This window comes from Motilibacter rhizosphaerae, assembly GCF_004216915.1.
Lineage (GTDB): Bacteria > Actinomycetota > Actinomycetes > Motilibacterales > Motilibacteraceae > Motilibacter > Motilibacter rhizosphaerae.
On sequence record NZ_SGXD01000001.1, the window covers coordinates 842,366 to 865,892 of the forward strand.

General features: G+C 73.8%; 21 protein-coding genes. 12 read left to right on the forward strand and 9 right to left on the reverse strand.

The features are described from left to right. Positions 1-4 precede the first annotated feature (4 nt). The gene (locus EV189_RS03815; RefSeq protein ID WP_130491583.1) at positions 5-358 is read left to right on the forward strand and encodes a sterol carrier family protein; all 354 of its coding nucleotides are present in this window, start codon (positions 5-7) and stop codon (positions 356-358) included. Here the strand turns inward: EV189_RS03815 and EV189_RS03820 are convergent. Further along, on the reverse strand, positions 340-2,592 hold the full coding sequence (locus EV189_RS03820; RefSeq protein ID WP_130491584.1) for an MMPL family transporter: 2,253 nt from the start codon (positions 2,590-2,592) through the stop codon (positions 340-342). The genes EV189_RS03815 and EV189_RS03820 overlap by 19 nt on opposite strands. Positions 2,593-2,742: 150 nt before the next feature. On the opposite strand from EV189_RS03820, the gene EV189_RS03825 reads away from it, so the two are divergent. From EV189_RS03825 to purM, 3 genes are read left to right on the forward strand one after another with little or no spacing between them, the layout of a single operon-like run. Next, complete coding sequence (locus EV189_RS03825) at positions 2,743-3,054, forward strand: hypothetical protein (protein WP_130491585.1); 312 nt, start codon at positions 2,743-2,745, stop codon at positions 3,052-3,054. A gap of 10 nt (positions 3,055-3,064) precedes the next feature. Further along, complete coding sequence (purF, locus tag EV189_RS03830) at positions 3,065-4,576, forward strand: amidophosphoribosyltransferase (RefSeq protein WP_130491586.1); 1,512 nt, start codon at positions 3,065-3,067, stop codon at positions 4,574-4,576. Continuing rightward, positions 4,573-5,622 (forward strand): phosphoribosylformylglycinamidine cyclo-ligase, encoded by a 1,050-nt coding sequence (gene purM / locus EV189_RS03835; RefSeq protein ID WP_130491587.1) that lies wholly within the window; start codon positions 4,573-4,575, stop codon positions 5,620-5,622. Before purF ends, purM begins: the two co-directional genes overlap by 4 nt. 89 nt (positions 5,623-5,711) lie before the next feature. Here purM and EV189_RS03840 read toward each other — a convergent pair whose 3' ends face one another. After that, positions 5,712-5,909: a DUF3073 domain-containing protein gene (locus tag EV189_RS03840; protein ID WP_130491588.1), complete on the reverse strand. Its 198-nt coding sequence runs from the start codon at positions 5,907-5,909 to the stop codon at positions 5,712-5,714. Positions 5,910-6,269: 360 nt separating this feature from the next. On the opposite strand from EV189_RS03840, the gene EV189_RS03845 reads away from it, so the two are divergent. Next, positions 6,270-6,476 (forward strand): BldC family transcriptional regulator, encoded by a 207-nt coding sequence (locus EV189_RS03845; RefSeq protein ID WP_130491589.1) that lies wholly within the window; start codon positions 6,270-6,272, stop codon positions 6,474-6,476. A gap of 107 nt (positions 6,477-6,583) precedes the next feature. Here the strand turns inward: EV189_RS03845 and rfaE2 are convergent, their stop codons facing one another. Together rfaE2 and EV189_RS03855 are read right to left on the reverse strand one after the other, a co-directional pair. Next, on the reverse strand, positions 6,584-8,068 hold the full coding sequence (rfaE2, locus tag EV189_RS03850; RefSeq protein ID WP_130491590.1) for a D-glycero-beta-D-manno-heptose 1-phosphate adenylyltransferase: 1,485 nt from the start codon (positions 8,066-8,068) through the stop codon (positions 6,584-6,586). After that, positions 8,065-9,219: a glycosyltransferase family 9 protein gene (locus tag EV189_RS03855; RefSeq protein WP_231116029.1), complete on the reverse strand. Its 1,155-nt coding sequence runs from the start codon at positions 9,217-9,219 to the stop codon at positions 8,065-8,067. The genes rfaE2 and EV189_RS03855 overlap by 4 nt, the downstream gene beginning before the upstream one ends. A gap of 54 nt (positions 9,220-9,273) precedes the next feature. Here EV189_RS03855 and EV189_RS03860 point away from each other — a divergent pair, with 54 nt between their 5' ends. Together EV189_RS03860 and EV189_RS03865 are read left to right on the forward strand one after the other, a co-directional pair. Beyond that, positions 9,274-10,434, forward strand: coding sequence for a glycosyltransferase family 4 protein (locus tag EV189_RS03860; protein ID WP_165400112.1), 1,161 nt, complete (start codon positions 9,274-9,276; stop codon positions 10,432-10,434). After that, positions 10,431-11,399: a glycosyltransferase family 9 protein gene (locus EV189_RS03865; RefSeq protein WP_231116030.1), complete on the forward strand. Its 969-nt coding sequence runs from the start codon at positions 10,431-10,433 to the stop codon at positions 11,397-11,399. Before EV189_RS03860 ends, EV189_RS03865 begins: the two co-directional genes overlap by 4 nt. Positions 11,400-11,412: 13 nt before the next feature. Here EV189_RS03865 and EV189_RS03870 read toward each other — a convergent pair whose 3' ends face one another. The 4 genes from EV189_RS03870 to chvE form a co-directional block, all read right to left on the reverse strand. After that, positions 11,413-11,745 carry a hypothetical protein gene (locus EV189_RS03870; RefSeq protein ID WP_130491593.1) on the reverse strand — a complete coding sequence of 111 codons (333 nt, stop codon included), beginning with the start codon at positions 11,743-11,745 and terminating at the stop codon, positions 11,413-11,415. A gap of 104 nt (positions 11,746-11,849) precedes the next feature. Then, positions 11,850-13,058: a multiple monosaccharide ABC transporter permease gene (gene mmsB, locus EV189_RS03875; protein WP_130491594.1), complete on the reverse strand. Its 1,209-nt coding sequence runs from the start codon at positions 13,056-13,058 to the stop codon at positions 11,850-11,852. Beyond that, entirely contained in the window at positions 13,059-14,588 is a 1,530-nt protein-coding gene (gene mmsA / locus EV189_RS03880; protein ID WP_130491595.1) for a multiple monosaccharide ABC transporter ATP-binding protein, read from the reverse strand. 79 nt (positions 14,589-14,667) lie between these two features. After that, on the reverse strand, positions 14,668-15,807 hold the full coding sequence (gene chvE, locus EV189_RS03885; RefSeq protein WP_269204163.1) for a multiple monosaccharide ABC transporter substrate-binding protein: 1,140 nt from the start codon (positions 15,805-15,807) through the stop codon (positions 14,668-14,670). Positions 15,808-16,129: 322 nt separating this feature from the next. Here chvE and EV189_RS03890 point away from each other — a divergent pair, with 322 nt between their 5' ends. Genes EV189_RS03890 through EV189_RS03910 form a run of 5 tightly spaced genes read left to right on the forward strand, consistent with a single transcriptional unit; the run spans position 16,130 to position 22,449 of the window. Beyond that, positions 16,130-17,152 (forward strand): LacI family DNA-binding transcriptional regulator, encoded by a 1,023-nt coding sequence (locus EV189_RS03890; RefSeq protein WP_231116031.1) that lies wholly within the window; start codon positions 16,130-16,132, stop codon positions 17,150-17,152. Between the two features lies 1 nt (position 17,153). After that, complete coding sequence (gene araB / locus EV189_RS03895) at positions 17,154-18,860, forward strand: ribulokinase (RefSeq protein WP_130491596.1); 1,707 nt, start codon at positions 17,154-17,156, stop codon at positions 18,858-18,860. Beyond that, the gene (locus tag EV189_RS03900) at positions 18,857-19,540 is read left to right on the forward strand and encodes an L-ribulose-5-phosphate 4-epimerase (RefSeq protein WP_130491597.1); all 684 of its coding nucleotides are present in this window, start codon (positions 18,857-18,859) and stop codon (positions 19,538-19,540) included. Before araB ends, EV189_RS03900 begins: the two co-directional genes overlap by 4 nt. Positions 19,541-19,547: 7 nt before the next feature. Then, a complete protein-coding gene (araA, locus tag EV189_RS03905) occupies positions 19,548-21,053 on the forward strand; it encodes an L-arabinose isomerase (RefSeq protein WP_130491598.1) in 1,506 nt (501 codons plus the stop codon). 22 nt (positions 21,054-21,075) lie between these two features. Next, positions 21,076-22,449 (forward strand): serine hydrolase domain-containing protein, encoded by a 1,374-nt coding sequence (locus EV189_RS03910; RefSeq protein ID WP_130491599.1) that lies wholly within the window; start codon positions 21,076-21,078, stop codon positions 22,447-22,449. 4 nt (positions 22,450-22,453) lie between these two features. On the opposite strand, the gene EV189_RS03915 is transcribed toward EV189_RS03910, so the two are convergent. Further along, positions 22,454-23,494, reverse strand: coding sequence for a LacI family DNA-binding transcriptional regulator (locus EV189_RS03915; RefSeq protein ID WP_130491600.1), 1,041 nt, complete (start codon positions 23,492-23,494; stop codon positions 22,454-22,456). Positions 23,495-23,527 lie beyond the last annotated feature (33 nt).

Sequence of the window (23,527 nt, forward strand, 5' to 3'; positions counted from 1 at the left end):
GCCCGTGCCCGCTCGTCGCCGCGTCCCCGTCGCCGAGGGTCGGGCCGCCGTAGCCCGGGCACTCGAGACCGACGCGCCGGCGGACCTCAAGACGGCCTGCCGCTACCTCTGCGAGGAGCTCGCCGCCCGCGCCCCCGGCCGCAGCGTCGAGGTCCGCGTCCCGCCGTACGCCGCGGTGCAGGCCGTCGAGGGCCCGCGCCACACCCGGGGCACCCCGCCCGCGGTCATCGAGACCGACCCGCGCACGTGGCTGGCCCTGGCCACCGGTCGGCTGCAGTGGGCCGACGCGGTGGCACAGGGCCAGGTGGACGCGAGTGGTGAGCGGACGGACCTCGGGGCCTACCTCCCGCTGGTCTGAAGCCGCCCGCGGCGCGGGGTCCACCAGGCGCGCTCGCCGAGCATCGCCATCGTGGCCGGCAGCAGCACCGCCCGCACGACCGTCGCGTCCAGCAGGACCGCGACCGCGAGGCCGACACCGAGCTGCTTGAACTCCAGCAGCGACAGCGTCCCGAAGATCGAGAACACCGCGACCATGATGACGGCGGCGCTCGTGACGACCCCGGCCGTACGCGTGATGCCGAGCCGGACCGCCTCAGCAGCAGGCACTCCGGCGAGGTGCGCCTCCCGGATCCGGCTCACGACGAGGACCGTGTAGTCCATCGAGAGCCCGAAGAGCATGACGAAGGCGAACAGCGGCAGCCAGGACACGATCCGGCCGTTGCCGTGGAAGTCGAGCAGGCCCTCGGCCCAGTGGCCCTGGAAGACCAGCACCAGCAGGCCGTACGCCGCACCGACCGACAGCATGTTCAGCCCCATGGACAGCAGGGCCACGACCGGGGCGCGGAAGGAGACGAGCAGCACCAGGAAGGTCACGCCCAGGACGAAGAGCAGTACCAGCGGCAGGGAGCGCGCCATGCCGTCGTTCCAGTCGACGTCCTGCGCGGTGCTGCCGGTCACGCCCCAGGACGAGTGCGGCACCGCGTCGAGGCTGCTGCGGCCGACGTCGCCGCGCAGGGCGGTGAGGGCGTCGTGGGCGCTGCCGCTGGAGGCGGACACCGCGAGCGGCAGCGTGAGCCGGGCGGCATCGCCCGAGTGGGAGAACTGGATGTCGGGACCGCCGGTGCTCGGCCGGAAGGCGTCGCGGCCCGCGGCCTTGCCGGCGAGGTCGGTGAGGGCCGTGGTCGTGGCCCCGCGGTCGAGCGTGGTGCCCTTGTCGGCGGCGACGACCACGCTCATCGACTGCTCGGTGTCGTGGAACGACGCGACGAGCCGGTCGTAGGTCTGCATCACCGGCAGCGAGCGGGGGAGCGACTCGGTGCCCGAGCTGCCGAGCTTCATGCCGAGCACGGGAGCGGCGAGGACGAGGAGCAGACCTGCGGCGACGAGCGCGGACTTCTGCGGCGCCCGCAGGACCGGGCGGAGGATCGCGCCCCAGAGCCGCGACTCACCGGCGTGCGTGCTGTCGAGCTTGCGGGAGAAGCGCTTGTGCAGGAAGGGGATCCGCGGCTTGTCCAGCGCGCCGCCCAGCAGCGAGAGCAGGGCGGGGAGCGCCGTCACCGAGCCGGTCATCGCCACCGCGACGACGAGCACCGCGCCGACCCCCATCGAGCGGAAGTCCGCCGCACCAGCGAGGAACAGCCCGGCCATCGAGACCATCACGGCCAGCCCGCTCACGACGATCGCGTGCCCGGCCGTCTCCGCCGCCCGCTCGATCGCGTCACGGCGGGCGGCACCGCGGGCGCGCTCCTCCCGCTCGCGGCGGACGTAGAACAGCGAGTAGTCCACGCCCACCGCCATGCCGACGAGCAGCACGACGCTGGAGAGCTGCGGGGTCACCGGCAGCAGGTGCGAGACCAGCGCGGAGATCCCGAGCGCGGCCATCACCGACGACAGCGCGAGCAGCACGGGCACGGACGCCGCCACCAGGGCGCCGAACACCACGACGAGGATGACCAGCGTCACCGGGATCGAGGTGATCTCGGCCTTCGAGAAGTCGGCCGCCACGCGGTCGTCGATCGCCTTCGGCAGCGAGGCGTCACCGACCTGCTCGACGCGCACGTCGCGGTGCTCGGCCTGCGTGGCGGCGACGGCCCTCTCCAGCGCGGGGAGGGCGTCCTCGGCGGCCGTGGCGGCCTGGTCGGCGTCGGCACCGGCGCGTACGGCGATGGTGACGGGGAGCAGGACGGCCTTCCCGTCCGCGCTCGTCACCGGCGTGCCCACCCCGGCGACCTGGGGGAGCGAGCGGAGCCGCTGGGCGGCGTCCGCGGCGGCGGCTGGTCCCGCCGGGCCCACCCGGCCCCCGGACCTGCTGGTGACGAGGACGTTCTCGACGGGCTTCTCGTCGAAGGAGGTGGCCGCCACGATGCGGTCCATGTGCCCGGACTGGCCGGTGCCGGAGTCGGCGCTGCTGAGCTGCCGGGTGCCGGTCGCGCCGCCGAGCACGACGGCCGCGGCCACGAAGAGCACCCAGAGCAGGAAGGCCGACCAACGGTGCCGCGCGCTCCACGCGGCGACCCGCGTGGTGCGGGAGCGCCGGGCTCGTGGCCCGGCAGGAGGGGTCTGGACGGGGCGGGTGGGGGTGGAGATCGTCATGGGTCAACCCTCGTCACCGCGGGCCCCTGCGTCTGTGCCGCTGGCTGGCGGACTGCACCTCCGCCGGGCCGCAGGGGAGGGGGTGGGGCCAGCCCCACCCCGCCCGCGCCACGGGCGGCGTGAGGTGCCCCGACCCCCTACCGTGGGGGCGTGGTCCGTACGCGCTCGCCGAGGTACTCGCGCTTCCTCATCGCCGGCGCCGCCGTCGGCGTCGTCGTCGGGTTCGTGCTCGCCGAGGCCCGGCACACCGCCGCCACCTCGCCCGGAGTGGCGGTCGTCTACACCGCGGGGTTCGCCGGCGCCATCGGCGCCATCCTCTTCGGCCTCCTCGCCGTGCTGCTCGACCGCCCGGACCCGGGAGGACCCCACCGCCCCGACCGGGCAGGGCCCGACAGGCCAGACCAGGCAGACGCACCGGGACGTACCGACGACCCGGCGCAGCGCGAGGCCGACGCCCCGTAGGCTTGCCCCCATGGGGCGTGGAGACGGACGGCTGAACCACGACCTCCTCGACGGCGACAAGGGCCCCCAGGACGCGTGCGGCGTCTTCGGGGTCTGGGCGCCGGGCGAAGAGGTCGCCAAGCTCGCCTACTTCGGGCTCTACGCCCTGCAGCACCGCGGGCAGGAGGCAGCCGGCATCGCGGTGAGCAACGGCTCGCAGATCCTCGTCTACAAGGACATGGGGCTCGTCAGCCAGGTCTTCGACGAGTCGCACCTCGAGTCGCTCAAGGGCTCGCTCGGCATCGGCCACACCCGCTACTCGACGACCGGCGCGAGCACGTGGGAGAACGCCCAGCCCACCTTCCGGTCGACCGGCTCGGGCAGCCTCGCGCTCGCGCACAACGGCAACCTCACCAACACCGCCTCGCTGCGCGTCGCCGTCGCGGCGGCCGAGGCGGAGCTCGACGCCACCGACCTGTGGCGCGGCAACACCATCGAGGCGACCAACGACACCGACCTCATCGCCGCGCTGCTCGCCCAGGACCCCGACGTCCCGCTCGAGGAGTCCGCGGCGCGGGTCCTCCCGCAGCTGCGCGGCGCGTACTCCCTGGTCTTCATGGACGAGACGACGCTGTACGCCGCCCGCGACCCCCAGGGCATCCGCCCGCTGGTCCTCGGCCGGCTGGAGCGCGGCTGGGTCGTCGCCAGCGAGACTGCCGCCCTCGACATCGTCGGCGCGAGCTTCGTGCGCGAGGTCGAGCCCGGCGAGCTGCTGGTCGTCGACGAGCACGGGCTGCGCTCGCGGCGCTTCGCGGAGCCCGAGCCCAAGGGCTGCCTGTTCGAGTACGTCTACCTCGCGCGCCCCGACACCCGCATCGCCGGCCGCAGCGTCCACGCCGCGCGCGTGGAGATCGGGCGGCAGCTCGCTCGGGAGGCGCCGACCGAGGCGGACCTCGTGATCCCGGTCCCCGAGTCCGGGACCCCCGCGGCCGTCGGCTATGCGCAGGAGAGCGGCATCCCGTTCGGGCTGGGCCTGGTGAAGAACGCCTACGTCGGGCGCACCTTCATCCAGCCGAGCCAGACGATCCGCCAGCTCGGCATCCGGCTCAAGCTCAACCCGCTGCGCGAGGTCATCGCCGGCAAGCGGCTCGTCGTCGTCGACGACTCGATCGTGCGCGGCAACACCCAGCGCGCGCTGGTCCGCATGCTGCGCGAGGCGGGCGCTGCGGAGGTGCACGTCCGCATCTCCAGCCCGCCGGTCAAGTGGCCGTGCTTCTACGGCATCGACTTCGCCACGCCCGCCGAGCTCATCGCCAACGGGCTGACCGTCGACGAGGTGCGCCAGTCGGTCGGCGCCGACTCGCTCGGCTACGTCTCCCTCGAGGGGCTCATCGCCGCCTCGGAGCAGCCCGCGGAGCGGCTGTGCACGGCGTGCTTCACCGGGAGCTATCCCGTGGCGCTGCCCGAGGACGCCGGGCTCGTCGGCGTGCAGCCGGTCTCCGTCGTCGAGCGCGTGGCGGACGAGGCGGTGCGGTCCTCGTGACGAGCTACGCCGCCGCCGGCGTCGACATCGAGGCGGGCGACCGCGCGGTCGAGCTGATGAAGGCCTCCGTGCGCCGCGCCACCCGGCCCGAGGTGGTCGGCGGCATCGGCGGGTTCGCCGGGCTCTTCGACGCCTCCGCGCTCGCCGGCTACCGCCGCCCCCTGCTCGCCACCTCCACCGACGGCGTGGGCACCAAGGTCGCGCTGGCCCAGGCGCTCGACGTCCACGACACGATCGGGCTCGACCTGGTCGCGATGGTCGTCGACGACCTCGTCGTCTGCGGCGCCGAGCCGCTGTTCATGACCGACTACATCGCCTGCGGCAAGGTCGTCCCCGAGCGGATCGCCGCGATCGTCAGCGGCATCGCGCAGGGCTGCACGCTCGCCGGCTGCGCGCTGCTCGGCGGCGAGACCGCCGAGCACCCGGGCCTGCTGCACCCCGACGAGTACGACGTGGCGGGCGCCGCGACCGGCGTCGTCGAGGCCGACGGGCTGCTCGGGGCCGAGCGGATCGTCGCCGGCGACGCCGTGCTCGCGATCGCCTCGAGCGGGCTGCACTCCAACGGCTACTCGCTGGTGCGCCACGTGCTGCTGGCGGAGTCCTCGGGGCTGACCCTGGACACGCACGTCGACGAGCTCGGCCGCACGCTCGGCGAGGAGCTGCTCGAGCCCACCCGGATCTACGCCCGGGACTGCCTGGAGCTCGCCCGCACGCGGGAGGTCCACGCGTACTCCCACATCACGGGCGGCGGGCTCGCCGCCAACGTCGCGCGCGTCGTGCCGGACGGCCTGCACGTGCGCATCGAGCGCAGCACCTGGACCCCGCCGCCGGTCTTCGGGCTGGTCGGCGCGGTCGGCCCGGTCGAGCGCGGCGAGCTCGAGCGCACGCTCAACATGGGCGTCGGGATGGTCGCCGTGCTGCCGCCGGGCGAGGTCGCCGCGGCCGTGGCGTTCCTCGCCGAGCGCGGGGTCGCGGCCTGGCAGGCCGGCGAGGTCGTCGAGCAGGCGGGCGACGGCACCGCGGAACTCGTCGGCGACCACGCCTGACGCTGGACCCGCCGGTCCCGCAGCGCCGCTCAGCCCCGGGAGACGCGCGGGCCTGCCGCACCTCGCGGTGCAGCAGGCCCGGCAGGAGATCAGCGGGAGGGCGACCAGTCGTCGTCGTCCTCAGCGTCGTCGTCGGAGTCGTCAGCGCTCGGCAGGGTCGACGTGAGCGGGAAGCCACCGCCGTTCGCGAGCTCCCGCTGCAGCGCCTCGTAGTCGGTGTCGGGGCTCGAGTACTTCAGCTCCCGGGCGACCTTGGTCTGCTTGGCCTTGGCGCGGCCACGCCCCATGGCTCGACCCCCTCATGCGCTGACGGGGCGGCCCGACATGGAGCGGCCCCGTGAAAGTCCGGTGTCCTTCGTGGAGCCAACGGTACATGGCGCGCCCCCCCTCCGCCCACTCCCGGACCCCCGACCACCCGCTCGGGGTCGCGCGCCGGTCGGCTCGGCGGCGCCGACGCGGTCCTGACCGCCGAGGGGCCCGCGGAGGGTACGGGACGGCCGTCCCGGGACCGACCGGGACGGAGTAGTCACTTCCGCCACGGCACGAATAGTCCCGTCGGGCCATATCGGACATCAAGCCCACTGCGGCACCATCGACTCCAGCACGGCCGAACGGACGGCCGCGCCTGGTTCGCGGGAGGTTCCACGATGGCTGCACGGACGAACGAGACCGAGACGCTGCTGACGCCGGCGGAGGTCGCCGAGATGTTCCGCGTGGACCCCAAGACCGTCACCCGCTGGGCCAAGGCCGGCAAGCTCACCTCGATCCGCACCCTCGGCGGCCACCGCCGCTACCGCGAGGCCGAGGTCCGCGCCCTCCTGACCGCGGTGCCCGCTCCCCGCGAGGCGGAGTAGCCCGCAGCTGCGCACGTGCGCCGCGGCCGCCCGGGGGGACGGCCGCGGCGCACGTCTGCGTCCGTACCCGTCGACCCGGCGAGTCCAGCCGTGGATCCGGCGGCCCGTCAGCCGCTGCGGCGCACGCGCTCGAGCAGCGCGGTGGTGGAGCGGTCCTCCACCCAGTCGACGATGCGCACCTCGCCACCGAGCTCGCGGACGAGCGGCGCCTCGCGCAGCATGTCCTCGGTGTAGTCCCCGCCCTTGACGTAGACGTCGGGCCGCACGGTCCGCAGCAGGTCCGTCGGGCTGTCGCCGTCGAAGACCACGACGTGGTCCACGGTGCTGAGGGCCTGGAGCACCGCCACGCGGTCCGCCACCGGGTTGACCGGGCGGTCGGGCCCCTTGAGCCGGCGCACGCTCTCGTCGCCGTTGACACCCACGAGCAGGACGTCGCCGAGCCGGCGGGCGGCGTCGAGGTAGGCCACGTGGCCGGCGTGGAGCACGTCGAAGCAGCCGTTGGTCATGACGATGCGGGCCCCGCGGGCGCGGTAGTCCTCGACGAGCGCCGCGAGCCGCTCGCGGCCGAGGTGGAGCGGGGCGTGCCGCTCGAGCCGGGCGCGCAGCTCGGGCAGCCGGCACGCGGTGGTGCCGGGCCGGGCGACGACCACGGAGGCGGCGGTGCACCCGACCTGCGCGGCGTCGGGCAGCTCGGCCCCCGCGGCGAGCGCGACGACCATCGCCGCGGCGAAGGCGTCGCCGGCCCCCGCGCCGACCGGCGCCGCGACGGGCTCGGCCGGCACCTGCCAGGGCTCGGCGTCGGAGGGCAGCACGAGCGCGCCGTCCCGGTCCAGCGTGACGACCACCGTCGCCGCGCCGCTCAGCTCGCGCAGCAGGCCGCCGGAGCGCTCGAGGAAGCCCACCCGGTCGCGGGCGAAGGCCTCCGCGTCCGCCGGGCCGAGCACGAGCTCGACCTCCTCGGAGTCCGGGGTGACGACGTCGGGGCGCAGGTCGTGCCAGGTGCGGATGTCGTGCGCGTCGACCACGAGCAGCGCGCCTGCCGCGCGGGCGGCCCGCTCGACCGCGGCGCGGGTCGCCGGGGTCCACAGCCCGCAGGCGTAGTCGGCGGCGAGCACGACCTCGGCTCCGTCGACGGCCGCCTCGACGGCCGCGACGAGGCGGGCCTCGTCGTCCCCCGTCACCGCGTCGCAGTCGCCGCTGTCGAAGCGCGCCATCAGCTGGCCACGGGCGGTGAGCCGGCGCTTGGTGACGGTGCGGCGCACCGGCACCGTGACGACCAGCGCGTCGTCGACGCCCTGCGCGCGGAGCAGCGCGCGGGCCTGGCCGCCCTCCTCGTCGTCACCGACGAGCGAGACGAAGCGCACCTCGGCGCCCAGCGCGGCGACGCCCCGGGCGGCGTTGGCGCCCGCGCCGGGGGCGTACGCCTCCTCCTCCACGCGCACCACGGGCACGACGCCCTCGCGCGCCAGGCCGCGGGCCGGCCCGCTCAGCCACACGTCGAGGCAGCACTCCCCGACGACGGCGACGCGACGGCCGGCGAAGCGGGCGAGCAGCTCCTGCCAGGGGGACGCGGGCTCGGGCGGGAGGCTCACGCCGCGCTCCTCTCGGTCAGGGCCAGCGCCGCGGCCGCGACGGCGCGCGGGTCGAGGTCGAGGCAGGGGGGTGCGCCATCGGGGGTCTGCCCCGTGAACGGGCAGGTGAACGCTCGGCAGGGCGAGCACGCGGTCGGCACCCGGAGGACGGCGGCGCGCGTGCTCCGGGGAGCGTACTGGCCCTCCTCCTCGGTGCCGGCGAACAGCGCGACGAGCGGGACGCGCACGGCGTCGGCGAGGTGCATGCCGCCGGAGTTGTTGGTCACCGCGAGCGCGGCGCCCTCGAGCAGCGCGGCGAGCCCGTCGAGCCCGAGCGCCCCGACCAGCGCGGTCCCGCCCGCCGGGGTCGCCGCCTCGACGAGCGCGCGCTCCTTCGGCGTCCCGGCCACCACGACGTGCAGCCCCTCGGCGGTGAGCAGCCCCCCCAGCTCGCGGAACCGCGCGGCCGGCCAGCGGCGCGAGGAGCAGGAGGCGCCCGGCAGCACCACGGCGTACGGGCCGGTGGCGCCGAGCGCCGCGGCCGCCTGCTCCCGTGCCGCCTCGCTGACGACGACGCGCAGGTCGGTGCCGTCGGGCTCGGGGAGCCCGAGCCGGGAGAGCAGGTGCACCGCGCGGTCGACCTGGTGCAGGCCGTCCTCGGGCGCCGGCACCCACGTGGAGAGCAGTGCGCCGCCGAACTCCTTGGACATGCCGAGCCGGACCGGGATGCCGGCCAGGAGCGCGACGTAGGCCGGCGGCCAGGGCGACTGCGAGAAGCTCGTGAACAGCACCGCGGCGTCGTACGCGCCGGCGCGCACCCGCTCGACGAGCTCGAGCTCCGCCGCCGGGTCGGGCGCGGGAGCGACGCCGGCGTGCTGCCAGGTCGGGCTCGCGACGAGGACGTCGTCGACCTCGGCCAGCAGGTCGGCCGCGGGCGCGCCGGCGGGCGAGGTCAGCAGCGTCACGTGCGCCTCGGGGCAGGCGGCGCGCAGCTGGCGCAGCGCCGGGCCGAGCATGACGACGTCACCGGCGTTGTCCGGGCGCACGACGAGGACGCGGTGCAGGGCGGCCCAGTCGACGGGCAGCCCGGCCAGCGCTCCGGGGTGCTCACCCAGGGCGCGGTCGGGGAGGGGCGTCACTCCTGCGGGCGTACCCTGCTCGTCAAGATCCACCCCTCCATCCTCTCGTGGCGGTTCGCCCGGGACCCCCCGGGAAGGACGCGGCCCGTGCGCACCGCCCTGCTGACCGGCCGGTTCGCGCCGCGCCACGACGGGGTCGCGGACTACGTCGCCCGCCTGCGGGATGCGCTCGCGGAGCAGGGCGCCGAGCCGCTGGTGGTCTCGGCGCGCGGGTCGGAGGGCGCGGACGCCGAGGTGTGCGACCGCTTCGACCTGCGCGGCGTGCGCGAGGCGGCGCGGGCGCTGGACCGGCTGGCCCCCGACGTCGTCCACGTGCAGTTCGCGCCGTCGGCGTACTCCTTCTCCCCGTGGGTCGGCCTGCTCCCGGCGCTCGTCTCCCGCCCCGTCGTCACCACGCTGCACGAGTACGGCTGGTGGACGGGACTCCCGCGCGTGCCCGCGCCGGTGTGGGGCGCCCTCGAGCCGCGCGTCGACCGGGAGACGCTGCTGCTCGGCCCGCGCAGCGCCGAGCTCCTCGCGACCAATGCGGGGCACGCGGCGCAGGTCCGGGAGCGGCTCGGCCGCACGCCTCGGCTGGTCCCGATCGGCCCCAACGTCCGCGCCTCCGCGCTCTCCCGGGACGAGGCGCGCGCGGCGGTCACGGCCCGTTGGGGTGTGCCTCCAGCGGCGGACCTCCTGGTGTTCTTCGGGTTCGTCCACCCCGTCAAGGGCGTGCGCTACCTGCTCGAAGGGCTCGCGACGGTCCGCGCCGAGCTCGGCCGCGACGTCCGGCTCGTCGTGGCCGGCGGCTTCGAGTCGCTCGCCCTGCCGGGCCAGGAGGCGACCGACTTCCGCGCCGAGCTCGTGGCGCACGCAGCGTCCTGCGGCGTGACCGGCGCCGTGGTCTTCACCGACCACGTGCCCGAGGACGAGGTCGCGACGCTGCTGCGGGCGAGCGACGCGGTCGTGCTGCCGCTGACCGCGGGCGTCACCTCCAAGAGCGGGGCGCTGCTCGCCGCGCTCGACTCCGGCTGCTGCACCGTCGCGACCCTCCCGGACAGCAGCACCGACGGCGTCGCCGAGGTCGTCGCCCCCATCGCCGCCCGCCGTGACGGTGCGGCCGTCGCCGACGCGCTGAGCCGGGTGCTGCTCGACGAGGACCTGCGCGCGGACCTGCGCTGCCGTGCGCTCGCCCGCGCGGCGGAGCACTCGTGGGCGTCCATCGCCGAGCGCCACCTGGAGGCCTACCGCGCGGTGCTCGGCCCGTGACCGAGGTCCTCGTCGTCGAGCTGCTCGGCGGGCTCGGCGACGTGCTGCTCGCGCTGCCCTCGGTGGTCGCGCTGTCGCGTACGCACGGGAGCCCGGTCGACGTCGTCACCTTCACGCCGGGTGACGCGCTGCTGCGCCACGACCCCACGGTGGGCTCCGTCTTCGCGACCAGCGACCACAGCGAGGGTGCGCCGCGCCGGTTCCTCGAGGAGGTGCTCGCGCGCAAGCGCTATGACGTGATCGTCAGCACCACGGCGTACGACGGGATCGGGGAGCTGTGCGCCGCCTCGGCGCCCGTGAGCGCGACGAGCCTGTGGCGCGGGGCGCCCGACGGGCACCTGGTCGACCGCCGGTTCCTCGCGCTGCTGGCCGACGACGGCGTCATCGCCCCGGCGTACGCCGACGAGCCGCTGCGCCTCGTGCTCACGCCCGACGAGGCCGCGGCGGGGGAGGCCGCGCTAGGGGACGTCCGCCGTCCGGCGGTCCTCGTCCCCGGCTCGGGCATGCCGGTGAAGGAGTGGGGCGGCGCGCGCTTCGCCGCGCTCGCAGCGGGTCTCGCGGGCGCGGGCTACGACGTGCTGACCGCCGGGCTGGAGGTCCCCGCGGAGCTCGCCGGTCTGCCGCGGCTGCCCCCGGGGGACCTGCGCCACCTCGCCGCCGTGCTGGCGGCGGTGGGGACGCGCGGCGGCGTCGTCGTCGGCGGGGACACCGGGCCGGTCCGGATCGCCGCCGCCGTCGGCTGCCGCGTCGTCGGGCTGTTCGGTCCGACGTCCGCCGGCCGCTACGGCTTCTCCGCCGCCACCGCGAGCAACCTGCAGGGGTGGCCCGGCTGCCCGGTGCGGCTGCCGTCGGCCATCACCGAGCAGGAGTGCTGGTGGACCGGCCGCTGCCCGTACGCGCCGGAGCCCGCCTGCCTCGCCGACCTCGCCGTCGAGCGGGTGCTCGCCGCCGCGGTGGGGGACTGACGTCCTCGGTGCGTCAGCCCTGGCGGACCGACACGCCGCCGAGCGCGCCGTAGCAGCGCAGCCGCACGAGCGGGCCGTCGCCCGAGGGAGCGCTCTGCTTGGTGATGAGCGGCAGCGCGAACCCCTCGACCTCGACCCGCACCCCCGCCGGCACGCGCACGGACATGCCGCCCACGAGCGAGATCTTCGTGATGGTGCTGACGGGCGGCAGCGTGGCGGAGGTGAGGTCGAGGCTGACGCCGCCGACCGCTGTCACGACCAGCGTGTCCTCGGCCAGCTCGAAGGCGCCGGACTTGCTGTAGCCGCCCAGGAGGGCGAAGTGCCGTGCGGAGGAGTTCGAGGCCATGGCCGCACCGTAGGGGGTGCGTACCGGCGCGCACAACGGGCCACGCGCAGACGGCGCAGGCCCCGGTCCGCCGACGGACCGGGGCCTGCGGTGAGCAGCCGCCGTCAGGTGCCGGACTTCCGCCGGTTGTAGATGTCGAAGCCGACGGCGGCGAGCAGCACGAGGCCCTTGACGATCTGCTGGATGTCGGTGCCGATGCTCACCAGCGACATGCCGTTGTTGAGGACGCCGAGCACGAGGCCGCCGATCACGGCGCCGAGGACGGTGCCGACGCCGCCGCTGGACGACGCGCCGCCGACGAAGGCCGCGGCGATGGCCTCGAGCTCCATGTTGACGCCGGCCTGCGGCGTGCCGGCGTTGAGCCGGGCGGCGAAGACGATGCCGGCGAAGGCGGCGAGCAGCCCCATGTTGACGAAGACCAGGAAGGTCACCCGCTGGTTCTTGACCCCGCTGAGCTTCGCGGCGGAGGCGTTGCCGCCGATCGCGTAGACGTGGCGGCCGATCACGCTGACCCGCATGACGAACGCGTAGACGACGAGCATCGCGATCGTGATGAGCCCGATGATGGGGATGCCCTTGTAGCTCGCGAGGATGAACGCGAAGGTGAGGATGGCGGCCGAGATCAGCAGCGTCTTCGCGGCGAACATCCACAGCGGCGTCGTGCCGAAGCCGTAGCGGACCTGCGCGCGGCGCTGGCGCAGCTCCAGCCCGACGACGGCGACGACCGCGAGCACGGCGAGGATGATCGTGGGCCAGTGGTAGACCTGGTTCTTGCCGAGGTCGGGCAGGAAGCCCTTGCTGATGTCCTGGAAGCCCTGCGGGAAGCCGGCGATCGTGCTGCCGTCGAGGAGCTTCTGCGTCGCGCCGCGGAAGACCAGCATGCCGGCGAGGGTGACGATGAACGACGGGATCCCGACGTACGCCACCCAGAACCCCTGCCAGGCACCGATGAGAGCGCCCAGTGCGCAGCAGAACACGACCGTGAGCTGCCAGGGCCAGTGGTGCGAGATGGTGAGGTCGGCGGCCAGCGCGCCGATGAAGCCGGCGATGGAGCCGACCGAGAGGTCGATGTGCCCGGCGATGATGACGACCACCATGCCGATGGCCAGGATGAGGATGTAGCCGTTCTGCGCCAGCAGGTTCGTGACGTTCTGCGGGTTGAGCAGGATGCCCGACCAGACCTGGAAGATCACGACGATGATGGCGAGCGCGGCGACCATGCCGTACTGCCGCACGTTGCCGCGCAGGGCCTCCGCGAGACCGCCGCCGGCCGTCGTCGTGTCGGAGGGGCGCACTGCCTCTTGGATCGCCATCTAGCTGTGCTCCTTCATCATGAAGCGCATGAGTGTCTCCTGGGTCGCCTGCTCGCGGGGGACTTCCCCGGTGAGGCGCCCGGCGTTGAGGGTGTAGATCCGGTCGCACAGGCCCAGCAGCTCGGGCAGCTCGGAGGAGATGACGAGGACCGCCTTCCCCTGCGCCGCGAGCTCGTTGATGAGCACGTAGATGTCGTACTTCGCGCCCACGTCGATGCCCCGGGTCGGCTCGTCGAGGATGAGCACGTCGGGGTCGGCGAGCATCCACTTGCTGAGCACGACCTTCTGCTGGTTGCCCCCGGACAGCTTGCCCGTGACCGCGCGGACCGTCGGGGCCTTGATGCCCATGCTGCGGCGGTAGCGCTCCGCGACGACGGCCTCCTCGCGGTCGTCCACGAGGCCGCGGCTGGAGACCTTGCCGAGCGAGGCGAGCGAGATGTTGCGGGCGATGTCGTCGATGAGGTTGAGGCCGTAGTGCTTGCGGTCCTCCGTCGCGTACGCGATGCCGTGCTCGATCGCCTGCGACACCGTGCGGGTGGAGATCTCCTTGCCGTCCTTCAGGACCGTGCCGCTGATGGCGCGGCCGTAGGTCCGCCCGAAGACGCTCATCGCGAGCTCGGTGCGCCCCGCCCCCATGAGTCCGGCGAGACCGACGATCTCGCCGCGGCGTACGTGCAGGGAGACGGAGTCGACGACCTTGCGGTGCTGGTCGATCGGGTGGTGGACGGTCCAGTCGCGCACCTCGAACACGACGTCGCCGAGCTGCGGGGTCCGCTCGGGGAACCGGTGCGCGAGGTCGCGCCCGACCATCCCGCGGATGATCCGGTCCTCGGTCGTGGACGGGGACGACACGTCCAGCGTCTCGATGGTCTGGCCGTCCCGCAGGATGGTGATGCGGTCGGCGACGCGGGTGATCTCGTTGAGCTTGTGGGAGATGATCACCGAGGTGATGCCCTCGTCCCGCAGCCCGGCGATGAGGTCGAGCAGGTGCCGGCTGTCCTCGTCGTTCAGCGCCGCGGTCGGCTCGTCGAGGATGAGCAGCTTCACCTCCTTCGACAGCGCCTTCGCGATCTCCACGAGCTGCTGCTTGCCGACGCCGATGTCCGCCACGCGGGTGAGCGGCTTCTCGGCCAGCCCCACGCGCCGCAGGAGCTGGGCCGCCTGCACCTGCGTCTCGTGCCAGCTGACGACGCCACGGGTCGCGCGCTCGTTGCCGAGGAAGATGTTCTCCGCGATGGAGAGGTAGGGGATGAGCGCGAGCTCCTGGTGGATGATGACGATGCCGCGGGCCTCGCTCGAGGCGATGCCCTTAAACTCGCACACCTCGCCCTCGAAGACGATCTCGCCCTCGTAGGTCCCGTGCGGGTAGACCCCGCTGAGCACCTTCATGAGGGTGGACTTGCCGGCACCGTTCTCCCCGCAGATCGCGTGGATCTCCCCCCGGGTGACGTCGAGGTTGACGTCGGCGAGGGCCTTCACGCCGGGGAAGGTCTTGGTGATGCCGCGCATCTGCAGCAGCTGCTCTGTCATCCCTGGTCCTCTGGCTCGTGGCTGCCGTGACGTGCCCGTGGAGGGGCGGGGCCGCCCACCCCTCCACGGGGTCCGTGGGCTACTTGAGCTGGTCGGCGGTGTAGTAGCCGCCCTGCACGAGGACCTGCTCGTAGTTCGCCTTGTCGACGCTCACCGGCTGGAGGAGGTACGCCGGGACGACCTTGACGCCGTTGTCGTAGCTCTTGTCGTCGTTCGTCTGCGGGGTCTTGCCCTTGAGCACGTCGTCGACCATGGTCACGGCCTGCTTGGCCAGCAGGCGGGTGTCCTTGTAGACCGTCTGCGTCTGCTCGCCGGAGATGATCTCCTTGACGGAGGCGAGCTCGGCGTCCTGGCCGGTGATGACCGGGAGCTTCTTCGACCCGGAGCCGTAGCCCACGCCCTTGAGCGCCTCGATGATGCCGCGGGAGATGCCGTCGTACGGCGAGAGGACCGCGTCGAGGTTCTGCGAGGTGTAGGACTTGGACAGGATGTTGTCCATGCGGTCCTGGGCCTTCGCGCCGTCCCAGCGCAGGGTGGCGACCTGGGCGAACTTGGTCTGGCCGCTCTTCACGACGAGCTTGCCCGAGGAGATGTAGGGCTGCAGCACGCTCATCGCGCCGTTGAAGAAGAACCCGGCGTTGTTGTCGTCGGGCGAGCCGGCGAACAGCTCGATCGTGAAGGGACCCTTGCCGCTCTTCAGGCCGAGCTTGTCCTCGATGTAGCCCGCCTGCAGCACGCCGACCTTGAAGTTGTCGAAGGTCGCGTAGTAGTCGACGTTCTTCGTGTTGCGGATGAGCCGGTCGTACGAGATCACCGGGATCTTCGCGTCCGCCGCCTTCTGCAGCGTGTCCGTGAGCGACGAGCCGTCGATCGCGGCGATGACGAGGGCCTTCTCGCCCTTCGTGATCATGTTCTCGATCTGCGACACCTGGTTCTGGACGTTGTCGTCGCCGTACTGCAGGTCGGTCTTGTAGCCCATGGCCTGGAACTGCTTGACCATGTTGTTGCCGTCGTTGATCCAGCGCTCCGAGGACTTCGTGGGCATCGCGATGCCGATCGTGCCGCCGGCGCCACCCGCGGCCGCCGCGGAGCTCCCCGCCGGTGCGGAGCCGGCACTGCCGGAGGACGCGGTGGTGCCGGTGCTGCGTCCGCAGGCGGCCGTGGCGCTGAGCACGACGGCGACGCCGACCAAGGCAAAGCGGTTCAGAGAGGTACGCACGGTCTCCTCCAGTGGAGCTCGTCCGGGGCTCGAGCGGATGTTCGGCGCGCGGCACGACGTCCGCCACCGGCAGTGGGCCGGGGGGTGTGAGCGGTAACAGTGGAGGAGTGTGCTGGCGGTCTCCTGTGAGCGTCAAGCGGTCGCGGCCTCTTGTGACCGTTCCGTGTCCGAACCCGACCGGCTCGGTGGGGGGCGGTCGGCAGGCCCCCGGACGGATTCCGCCAGAGCGCTTGACAGCACCGGTGTGAGCGCTAACACTCTCGACAGGTCGGTTGCTCCTCCGGTGCGGCCGTGTCGGCACCGTCGTCGAGAGGGGAGGGCCATGAGGCGCGCAGCGACCATGGGTGACGTGGCCTCGCTCGCCGGTGTCTCCCACCAGACGGTCTCCCGGGTGCTCAACGACTCCCCGGCCGTGCGGCCGGAGACGCGCGAGCGCGTCCTCGCCGCGATCGAGCAGCTCGGCTACCGCCGCAACATCGCCGCCCGCGCCCTCGTCACACGCCGGTCGCAGACGCTCGGCGTCGTCAGCTTCGGCACGCGGCTCTACGGCCCCACCACCGCCGTGCACGCCATCGAGCAGGCCGCCCGCCAGGCGGGCTACTACGTCAGCATCGCGAGCGAGGAGTTCCTCGACGCCACCACGCTGCGCGCCGCCCTCGAGCGGCTCGCGGAGCAGGCCGTCGAGGGCATCGTCGTCATCGCCCCGCAGAAGCAGGCGCAGTCCGCGCTCGCCGAGCTGCCCGACGGCGTGCCGGCCGTGGTCATCGACGGCCACCCGGACTGCGGAGCGCCCCGCGTCTACGTCGACCAGGTCCACGGGGCCGCGGACGCCACCCGCCACCTGCTCGACCAGGGCGTGACGACCGTGCACCACGTCGCCGGGCCCCTCGACTGGCTGGAGGCCGACGCCCGCGTCGAGGGCTGGCGCCAGGTGCTCCAGGACGCGGGGCGCCCGGTCCCGGAGCTCCGTCACCGCGGCGACTGGAGCGCCGGGTCCGGCTACGCCGCCGGCCTCGCGCTCGCCGAGGACCCGACGGTCGAGGCGGTCTTCGTCGCCAACGACCCGATGGCGCTCGGCGTGCTGCGCGCGCTGTCGGAGCGGGGCCGCCGCTGCCCCGAGGACATCCTCGTCGTCGGCTTCGACGACGTCCCCGAGTCCGCGTTCTACCTCCCGCCCCTGACCACCGTCCGCCAGGACTTCCCCGCCCTCGGACGCAAGAGCATCGACCTGCTGCTCGCGCAGATCCAGGGCTCCCGCGTCGAGCGCTCCGAGGTCGTCCCAGCCCAGCTGGTCGTCCGCACGAGCTCCCGGCGACCCGAGCCGACCACACGGAGGACCCGCTGAGATGAGCACGCAGGAGACGACCCAGCAGAGCGCCGGCGAGACGTACGTCGTCGGCGTGGACTACGGCACGCTGTCGGGCCGGGCCGTGGTGGTCCGCGTCTCCGACGGGGCCGAGCTCGGCAGCGGGGTGCTGGAGTACCCCCACGCCGTCCTCGAGGAGGCCCTGCCCGACGGCACCCGGCTGCGACCCGACTGGGCGCTGCAGGTGCCCGCCGACTACGTCCAGGTCCTCAAGGAGGCGGTGCCGGCCGCGCTGCGCGAGTCCGGCGTCGACCCCTCCCGCGTGGTCGGCATCGCGACCGACTTCACGGCCTGCACGGTGCTCCCGACGCTGGCCGACGGCACGCCGCTGTGCGAGCTGCCCGAGCTCGCGGGGCGTCCCCACGCGTACGTCAAGCTGTGGAAGCACCACGCCGCGCAGGGCCAGGCGGACCGGATCAACGCCCTCGCGCACGAGCGCCGGGAGCCGTGGATCGCCCGCTACGGCGGCAAGCTCTCGAGCGAGTGGGAGCTCGCGAAGGGCCTGCAGCTGCTGGAGGAGGACCCGGAGCTCTACGCCCGCACCGAGCGCTGGGTCGAGGCGGCGGACTGGATCATCTGGCAGCTGTCGGGGACCTACGTGCGCAACGTCTGCACCGCCGGCTACAAGGCCGTGCTCCAGGACGGGGCCTACCCCTCGAAGGACTTCCTCGAGGCGCTCCACCCGGAGTTCGGCGGCTTCTTCAGCGGCAAGGTCGAGCAGGAGCTCGCGCCGCTCGGCGCCCGCGCCGGGAGCCTCACGGCGGAGGCGGCGGCGTGGACGGGCCTGCCCGAGGGCATCGCCGTCGCGGTCGGCAACGTCGACGCGCACGTGACCGCTCCCGCGGCGAAGGCCGTGCAGCCGGGGCAGATGCTCGCCGTGATGGGCACCAGCACCTGCCACGTCATGAACTCCGACCAGCTGGGCGAGGTGCCCGGCATGTGCGGCGTCGTCCGCGACGGGATCACACCGGGCCTGTGGGGCTACGAGGCCGGGCAGTCCGGGGTCGGTGACATCTTCGCGTGGTTCGTCCGCAGCTCGGTGCCGCCGGCGTACGTCGAGGCCGCGGAGTCCCGCGGCGTCAGCGTCCACGAGCACCTCACCGACCTGGCCGCGCGCCAGGCGGTCGGCGAGCACGGCCTGGTCGCGCTCGACTGGCACTCCGGCAACCGCTCGGTGCTGGTCGACCACGAGCTCTCCGGCGTCATCGCCGGGCTCACCCTCGGCACGAAGCCGGAGGAGGTCTACCGCGCGCTGCTGGAGTCCACGGCCTTCGGCACCAGGCGCATCATCGAGGCCTTCGAGGAGTCAGGCGTCCCCGTGCAGGAGCTGGTGGTCGCGGGCGGCCTGCTGAAGAACGCCTTCCTCATGCAGGTCTACGCCGACGTGACCCGCCGGCCGCTCTCGCTGCTGGCGAGCGCGCAGGGCCCGGCCCTCGGGTCGGCGATCCATGCCGCGGTGGCGGCCGGGGCCTACCCCGACGTCTACGCCGCGAGCGAGGCGATGGGGCGCAAGGAGGAGGCGGCCTTCGTCCCCGACGAGGAGCGCGCCGCGGCGTACGACCTGCTCTACGCGGAGTACCGCCGACTGCACGACGCCCTCGGGCCGGACGACGGCCCCCTCGGCGGCCTGCTGCACCGGCTGCGCGCCATCCGCCGCGACGCCCACGGGAAGGGAGCAGGGGCATGACCGCGACCCTCGACACCGACGCCGTCCTGCGGGTCCGCCAGCAGGTCAGCGACCTGCACGCCGAGCTCGTGCGCTACGGGCTCGTCGTCTGGACCGCGGGCAACGTCTCGGGCCGCGTCCCGGGGGCGGACCTCTTCGTCATCAAGCCCTCCGGGGTGTCGTACGACGAGCTGACGCCCGAGTCGATGATCCTGTGCGACCTCGACGGCACCGTCGTCGAGGGCGCGCACTCGCCGTCGAGCGACACCGCGGCCCACGCGTACGTCTACCGGAACATGCCGGAGGTCGGCGGCGTCGTGCACACGCACTCGACGTACGCGTCGGCGTGGGCCGCGCGCGCCGAGGAGGTGCCCTGCGTGCTCACCGCCATGGCGGACGAGTTCGGGGGGCCGATCCCCGTGGGGCCGTTCGCCCTGATCGGCGACGACTCGATCGGCCGGGGCATCGTGGACACCCTGCGCGACAGCAGGTCCCCCGCGGTGCTCATGCAGAACCACGGCGTCTTCAGCATCGGCAAGGACGCGAAGTCCGCCGTGAAGGCCGCCGTGATGTGCGAGGACGTCGCGCGCACCGTGCACATCGCCCGGCAGGGCGGCCCGCTCGTGCCGATCCCCCAGGAGTCGGTGGACCGGCTCTACGACCGCTACCAGAACGTCTACGGACAGCCCGGAAAGGCCTGATCGACCCGTGACCGCATTCGACAACGCCGAGATCTGGTTCCTGACGGGGAGCCAGAACCTCTACGGCGAGGAGACGCTCGTCCAGGTGGCCGAGCAGTCCCAGCAGGTCGCCGAGCTGCTCTCCTCGACCGGCGAGATCCCCGTGCGCATCGTGTGGAAGCCCGTGCTCAAGACGGCGGACGCGATCCGCCGCGCGTGCCTCGACGCCACCGCCGACGACTCCTGCATCGGGGTCATCGCGTGGATGCACACCTTCTCCCCGGCGAAGATGTGGATCGCCGGTCTCGACGCCCTGCGCAAGCCGTTGCTGCACCTGCACACGCAGGCGAACGAGGCGCTGCCGTGGTCCGAGATCGACATGGACTTCATGAACCTCAACCAGGCGGCCCATGGCGACCGCGAGTTCGCCGCGCTGGAGACGCGGATGAACGTCGCGCGCAAGACGGTGGCCGGCTACGCCGGCGACCCGCGCGTGGTCTCCCGCGTCGCGGGCTGGTCGCGCGCGGCCGCGGGGTGGCACGCGAGCCAGCACCTCAAGCTCGTCCGCTTCGGCGACAACATGCGCGACGTCGCCGTGACCGAGGGCGACAAGGTCGAGGCGCAGCGGGTCTTCGGCGTCTCGGTCAACACCTACGGCGTCAACGACCTCGTCGAGCGCGTCGACCAGGTCGCCGACGCCGAGGTCGACTCCCTCGTGCAGCAGTACGCCGACGCGTACGCCGTGGTGCCCGAGCTCCTCCCGGGCGGCGAGCGCCACGACTCCCTGCGCTACGGCGCGAAGATCGAGGCCGCGCTGCGGTCCTTCCTCACCGAGGGCGGCTACACGGCCTTCACGACGAACTTCGAGGACCTCGGCGGCCTGCGCCAGCTCCCCGGCCTCGCCGTGCAGCGCCTCATGTCCGACGGCTACGGCTTCGGCGGCGAGGGCGACTGGAAGACCTCCGCGCTGGTGCGGATCCTCAAGGTCATGGCCGAGGGACTGCCTGGCGGCACGTCGTTCATGGAGGACTACACCTACCACTTCGGGCCCGGCACGCCGAAGGTCCTCGGCGCGCACATGCTCGAGGTCTGCCCCTCCATCGCCTCCGAGAAGCCGAAGGTCGAGATCCACCCGCTCGGCATCGGCGGCCGGGAGGATCCGGTCCGCCTGGTGTTCGACGCCGCGCCCGGCAGCGCGTTCGTGGTCGGCCTCTCCGACCTCGGCGAGCGGTTCCGGCTCGTGGCCAACGAGATCGAGGTCGTCGCGCCGGACGAGCCGTTGCCCAAGCTGCCCGTCGCCCGCGCGGTGTGGGAGCCGAAGCCCGACTTCACGACCGCGGTCGAGGGCTGGCTGCTCGCGGGCGGCCCGCACCACACGGTGCTCTCCGCCGCGCTGCAGCCGGAGGTCCTGCACGACTTCGCCGGCATGGCGCGGACCGAGCTGGCGATCCTCGACGGCGAGTCGACGGCCCGCCGCTTCGCCGACGAGCTGCGCTGGAACGCGGCGTACTACCGCCTCGCGCGCGGCTTCTAGCTGCCCGACCTAGGATCGGCCGGTGGCCGACCTCCCGCGCAGCACCCCGTCCGAGCAGGGCGTGGATCCCGCAGGGGTCCTCGCCCTGCTCGACGCGCTCGACGCCCACCCGGAGATCTGGCCGCACAGCCTGGTGCTCGTACGCCGTGGTGCCGTCGTCGCCGAGGGCTCGTGGAGCCCGTGGGACGGGGAGCGCCCGCAGCTCGTCTACTCGCTGAGCAAGGGCTTCACCTCGACCGCCGCCGGGCTGGCGGTCGCCGAGGGGCTGTTCGGGCTCGACGACCTCGTCCTCGACCACTACCCCGAGCTCGCGGGGGAGCCGCTCGACGAGCGGTGGGGCCGGCTGCGGGTGCGCCACCTGCTGAGCATGGCCAGCGGGCACGCCGCCGACACGGTCGACCACCTGGAGGACAAGGCGCACCCGGTGCGCAGCTTCCTGCGCATCCCGCCGGACGCGGAGCCGGGGACGCTGTTCGCCTACAACCAGCCGTGCACGTACACCGTCGGCGAGCTGGTCACGCGGACGAGCGGCGAGGGGCTCACGGACTTCCTGCAGGGCAGGCTGTTCGACCGGATCGGCGTCCACCACGGCGGGTGGCTGCGCCTGCCCAACGGCCAGGAGGTCGCCTCGAGCGGCTTCTTCACGACGACCGGGTCGGTCGCCCGGCACGGCCTGCTCCTCCTGCAGCGCGGGCGCTGGGACGGCGAGCAGCTGCTGCCGGAGGCGTGGGTCGACGAGGCGTCGAAGGTGCACGTGCCCACGCCGGACGCCGGAGGTCCGGACTGGGAGCAGGGCTACGGCTTCCAGTTCTGGCGCAGCCGGCACGGGTTCCGCGGCGACGGGGCGTTCGGCCAGTACTGCCTGGTGCTGCCCGAGCAGGACGCCGTGCTGGCGCTGTTCACCGAGACCACCGACATGGGGGCGGTCCTCGACCTCGTGTGGGAGCACCTGCTGCCCGCCTTCGACCGCGCGCCCGGCGCAGACGACGTCGCGCTGGCCGCACGCCTCGGCTCGCTCTCCCTGCCTCCCGTCGCGGGAGCGCCGACGGGGGAGGGCTTCGACGCGTACACCGCGAGCAGGGGCAGCGGTGCCGGACTCACGGTGCGCCGCGACGGCACCGGCTGGGTCATCGGCACCGCCGGCGTCGAGGTGCCCCTCGGGACGGGGGAGTGGCGTACGGCGACGACCGGGGCCCCCGGCGGCGGGCGGATCACCCTCGCCACGAGCGGGGCCTGGGACGAGCACGGCGACCTGCGTGCCTCGATCGCCTTCGTGGAGACGCCGCACACGCTCGACGTCACGGCGCGGGCGGACGGGACGGCCGAGCTGACCTGGCGCGCGGGCGCCCCGCTGCACGTCTCCCCGCTGCTGGAGATGCACGCGCCGGGCGCGTGAGCGCTCAGCGCCCGAGCGTGCTCTCCCGGGCCACCAGGCGGTGCTCGACGAGGAGCTCCTGCCCCGGCACCTGCGCGCCCGACTCGACCCGCGCGAGGATCCGGTCGACCGCGAGCGTGCCGAGCGAGCCGCGGTCCTGCGAGATCGTGCTGAGGGTGGGCGTGCTGTAGCGGCCCTCGTCGATGTCGTCGTAGCCGATGACGGCGATGTCCTCCGGCACGCGCAGCCCGCGCTCGAGGATCGCGCGGACGGCGCCCTGCGCGACCAGGTCGGAGTAGCCGAAGACCGCGTCCGGCGGGTCGTCCCGCTCCAGCAGCTGCACCATGCCCTCGTAGCCGTCGCGCCGGTTGAACCGCGGCCGCGGCACGACGAGCGACTCGTCGACCTCCACGCCGGCCTCGGCGTGCGCCTGCCGGTAGCCCTGCGTCCGCAGCCGGGCGGCGACACCCTCGCGGTCGCGCTGCTCGCCGATCGCGGCGACCCGCCGCCGGCCGAGACCGAGCAGGTGGGCCGTGGCGTCACGGGCCGCAGCGACGTCGTCGATGCCGATGTGGTCGAAGCCCGGCTCCGCGCGGCGCTCGCCGAGCACGACCAGCGGCAGGGTCGGGTCGCGCTCGGCGAGGTCCTCCTGGACGAGGCCGAGCGGGGAGAGGATCAGCCCGTCGTAGCGGAAGCTGCCCGCCGCCCGCGCCAGCAGCGCCCGCTCGTGGTCGGCGTCGCCGTCGGTCTGGTCGATGAGCACGTCGTAGCCGCGCGCCCGGGCCCGCGGGATGATCGCCTGCAGCAGCTCGGCGAAGTACGGCGTGTCGAGGTAGGGCACGACGACCGCGATCTGCCCGGTGCGGCCGTAGGCGAGGTTGCGCGCGAGGACGTTGGGCCGGTAGCCCAGCTCGGCGATGGCCGCCTCGACCTTGGCCCGGGTGGCGGGCGTGACGGCCGCGTAGCCGCCGACGACGTTCGAGACCGTACGCGGCGAGACGCCTGCGAGCGCGGCCACGTCGCGCAGCGTCGCGCCCCCGCCGTCGAGGCGGCGGACGGGAGGCATGGCCGGACCCTACTGGCCGCGGCGCCCCGGTGC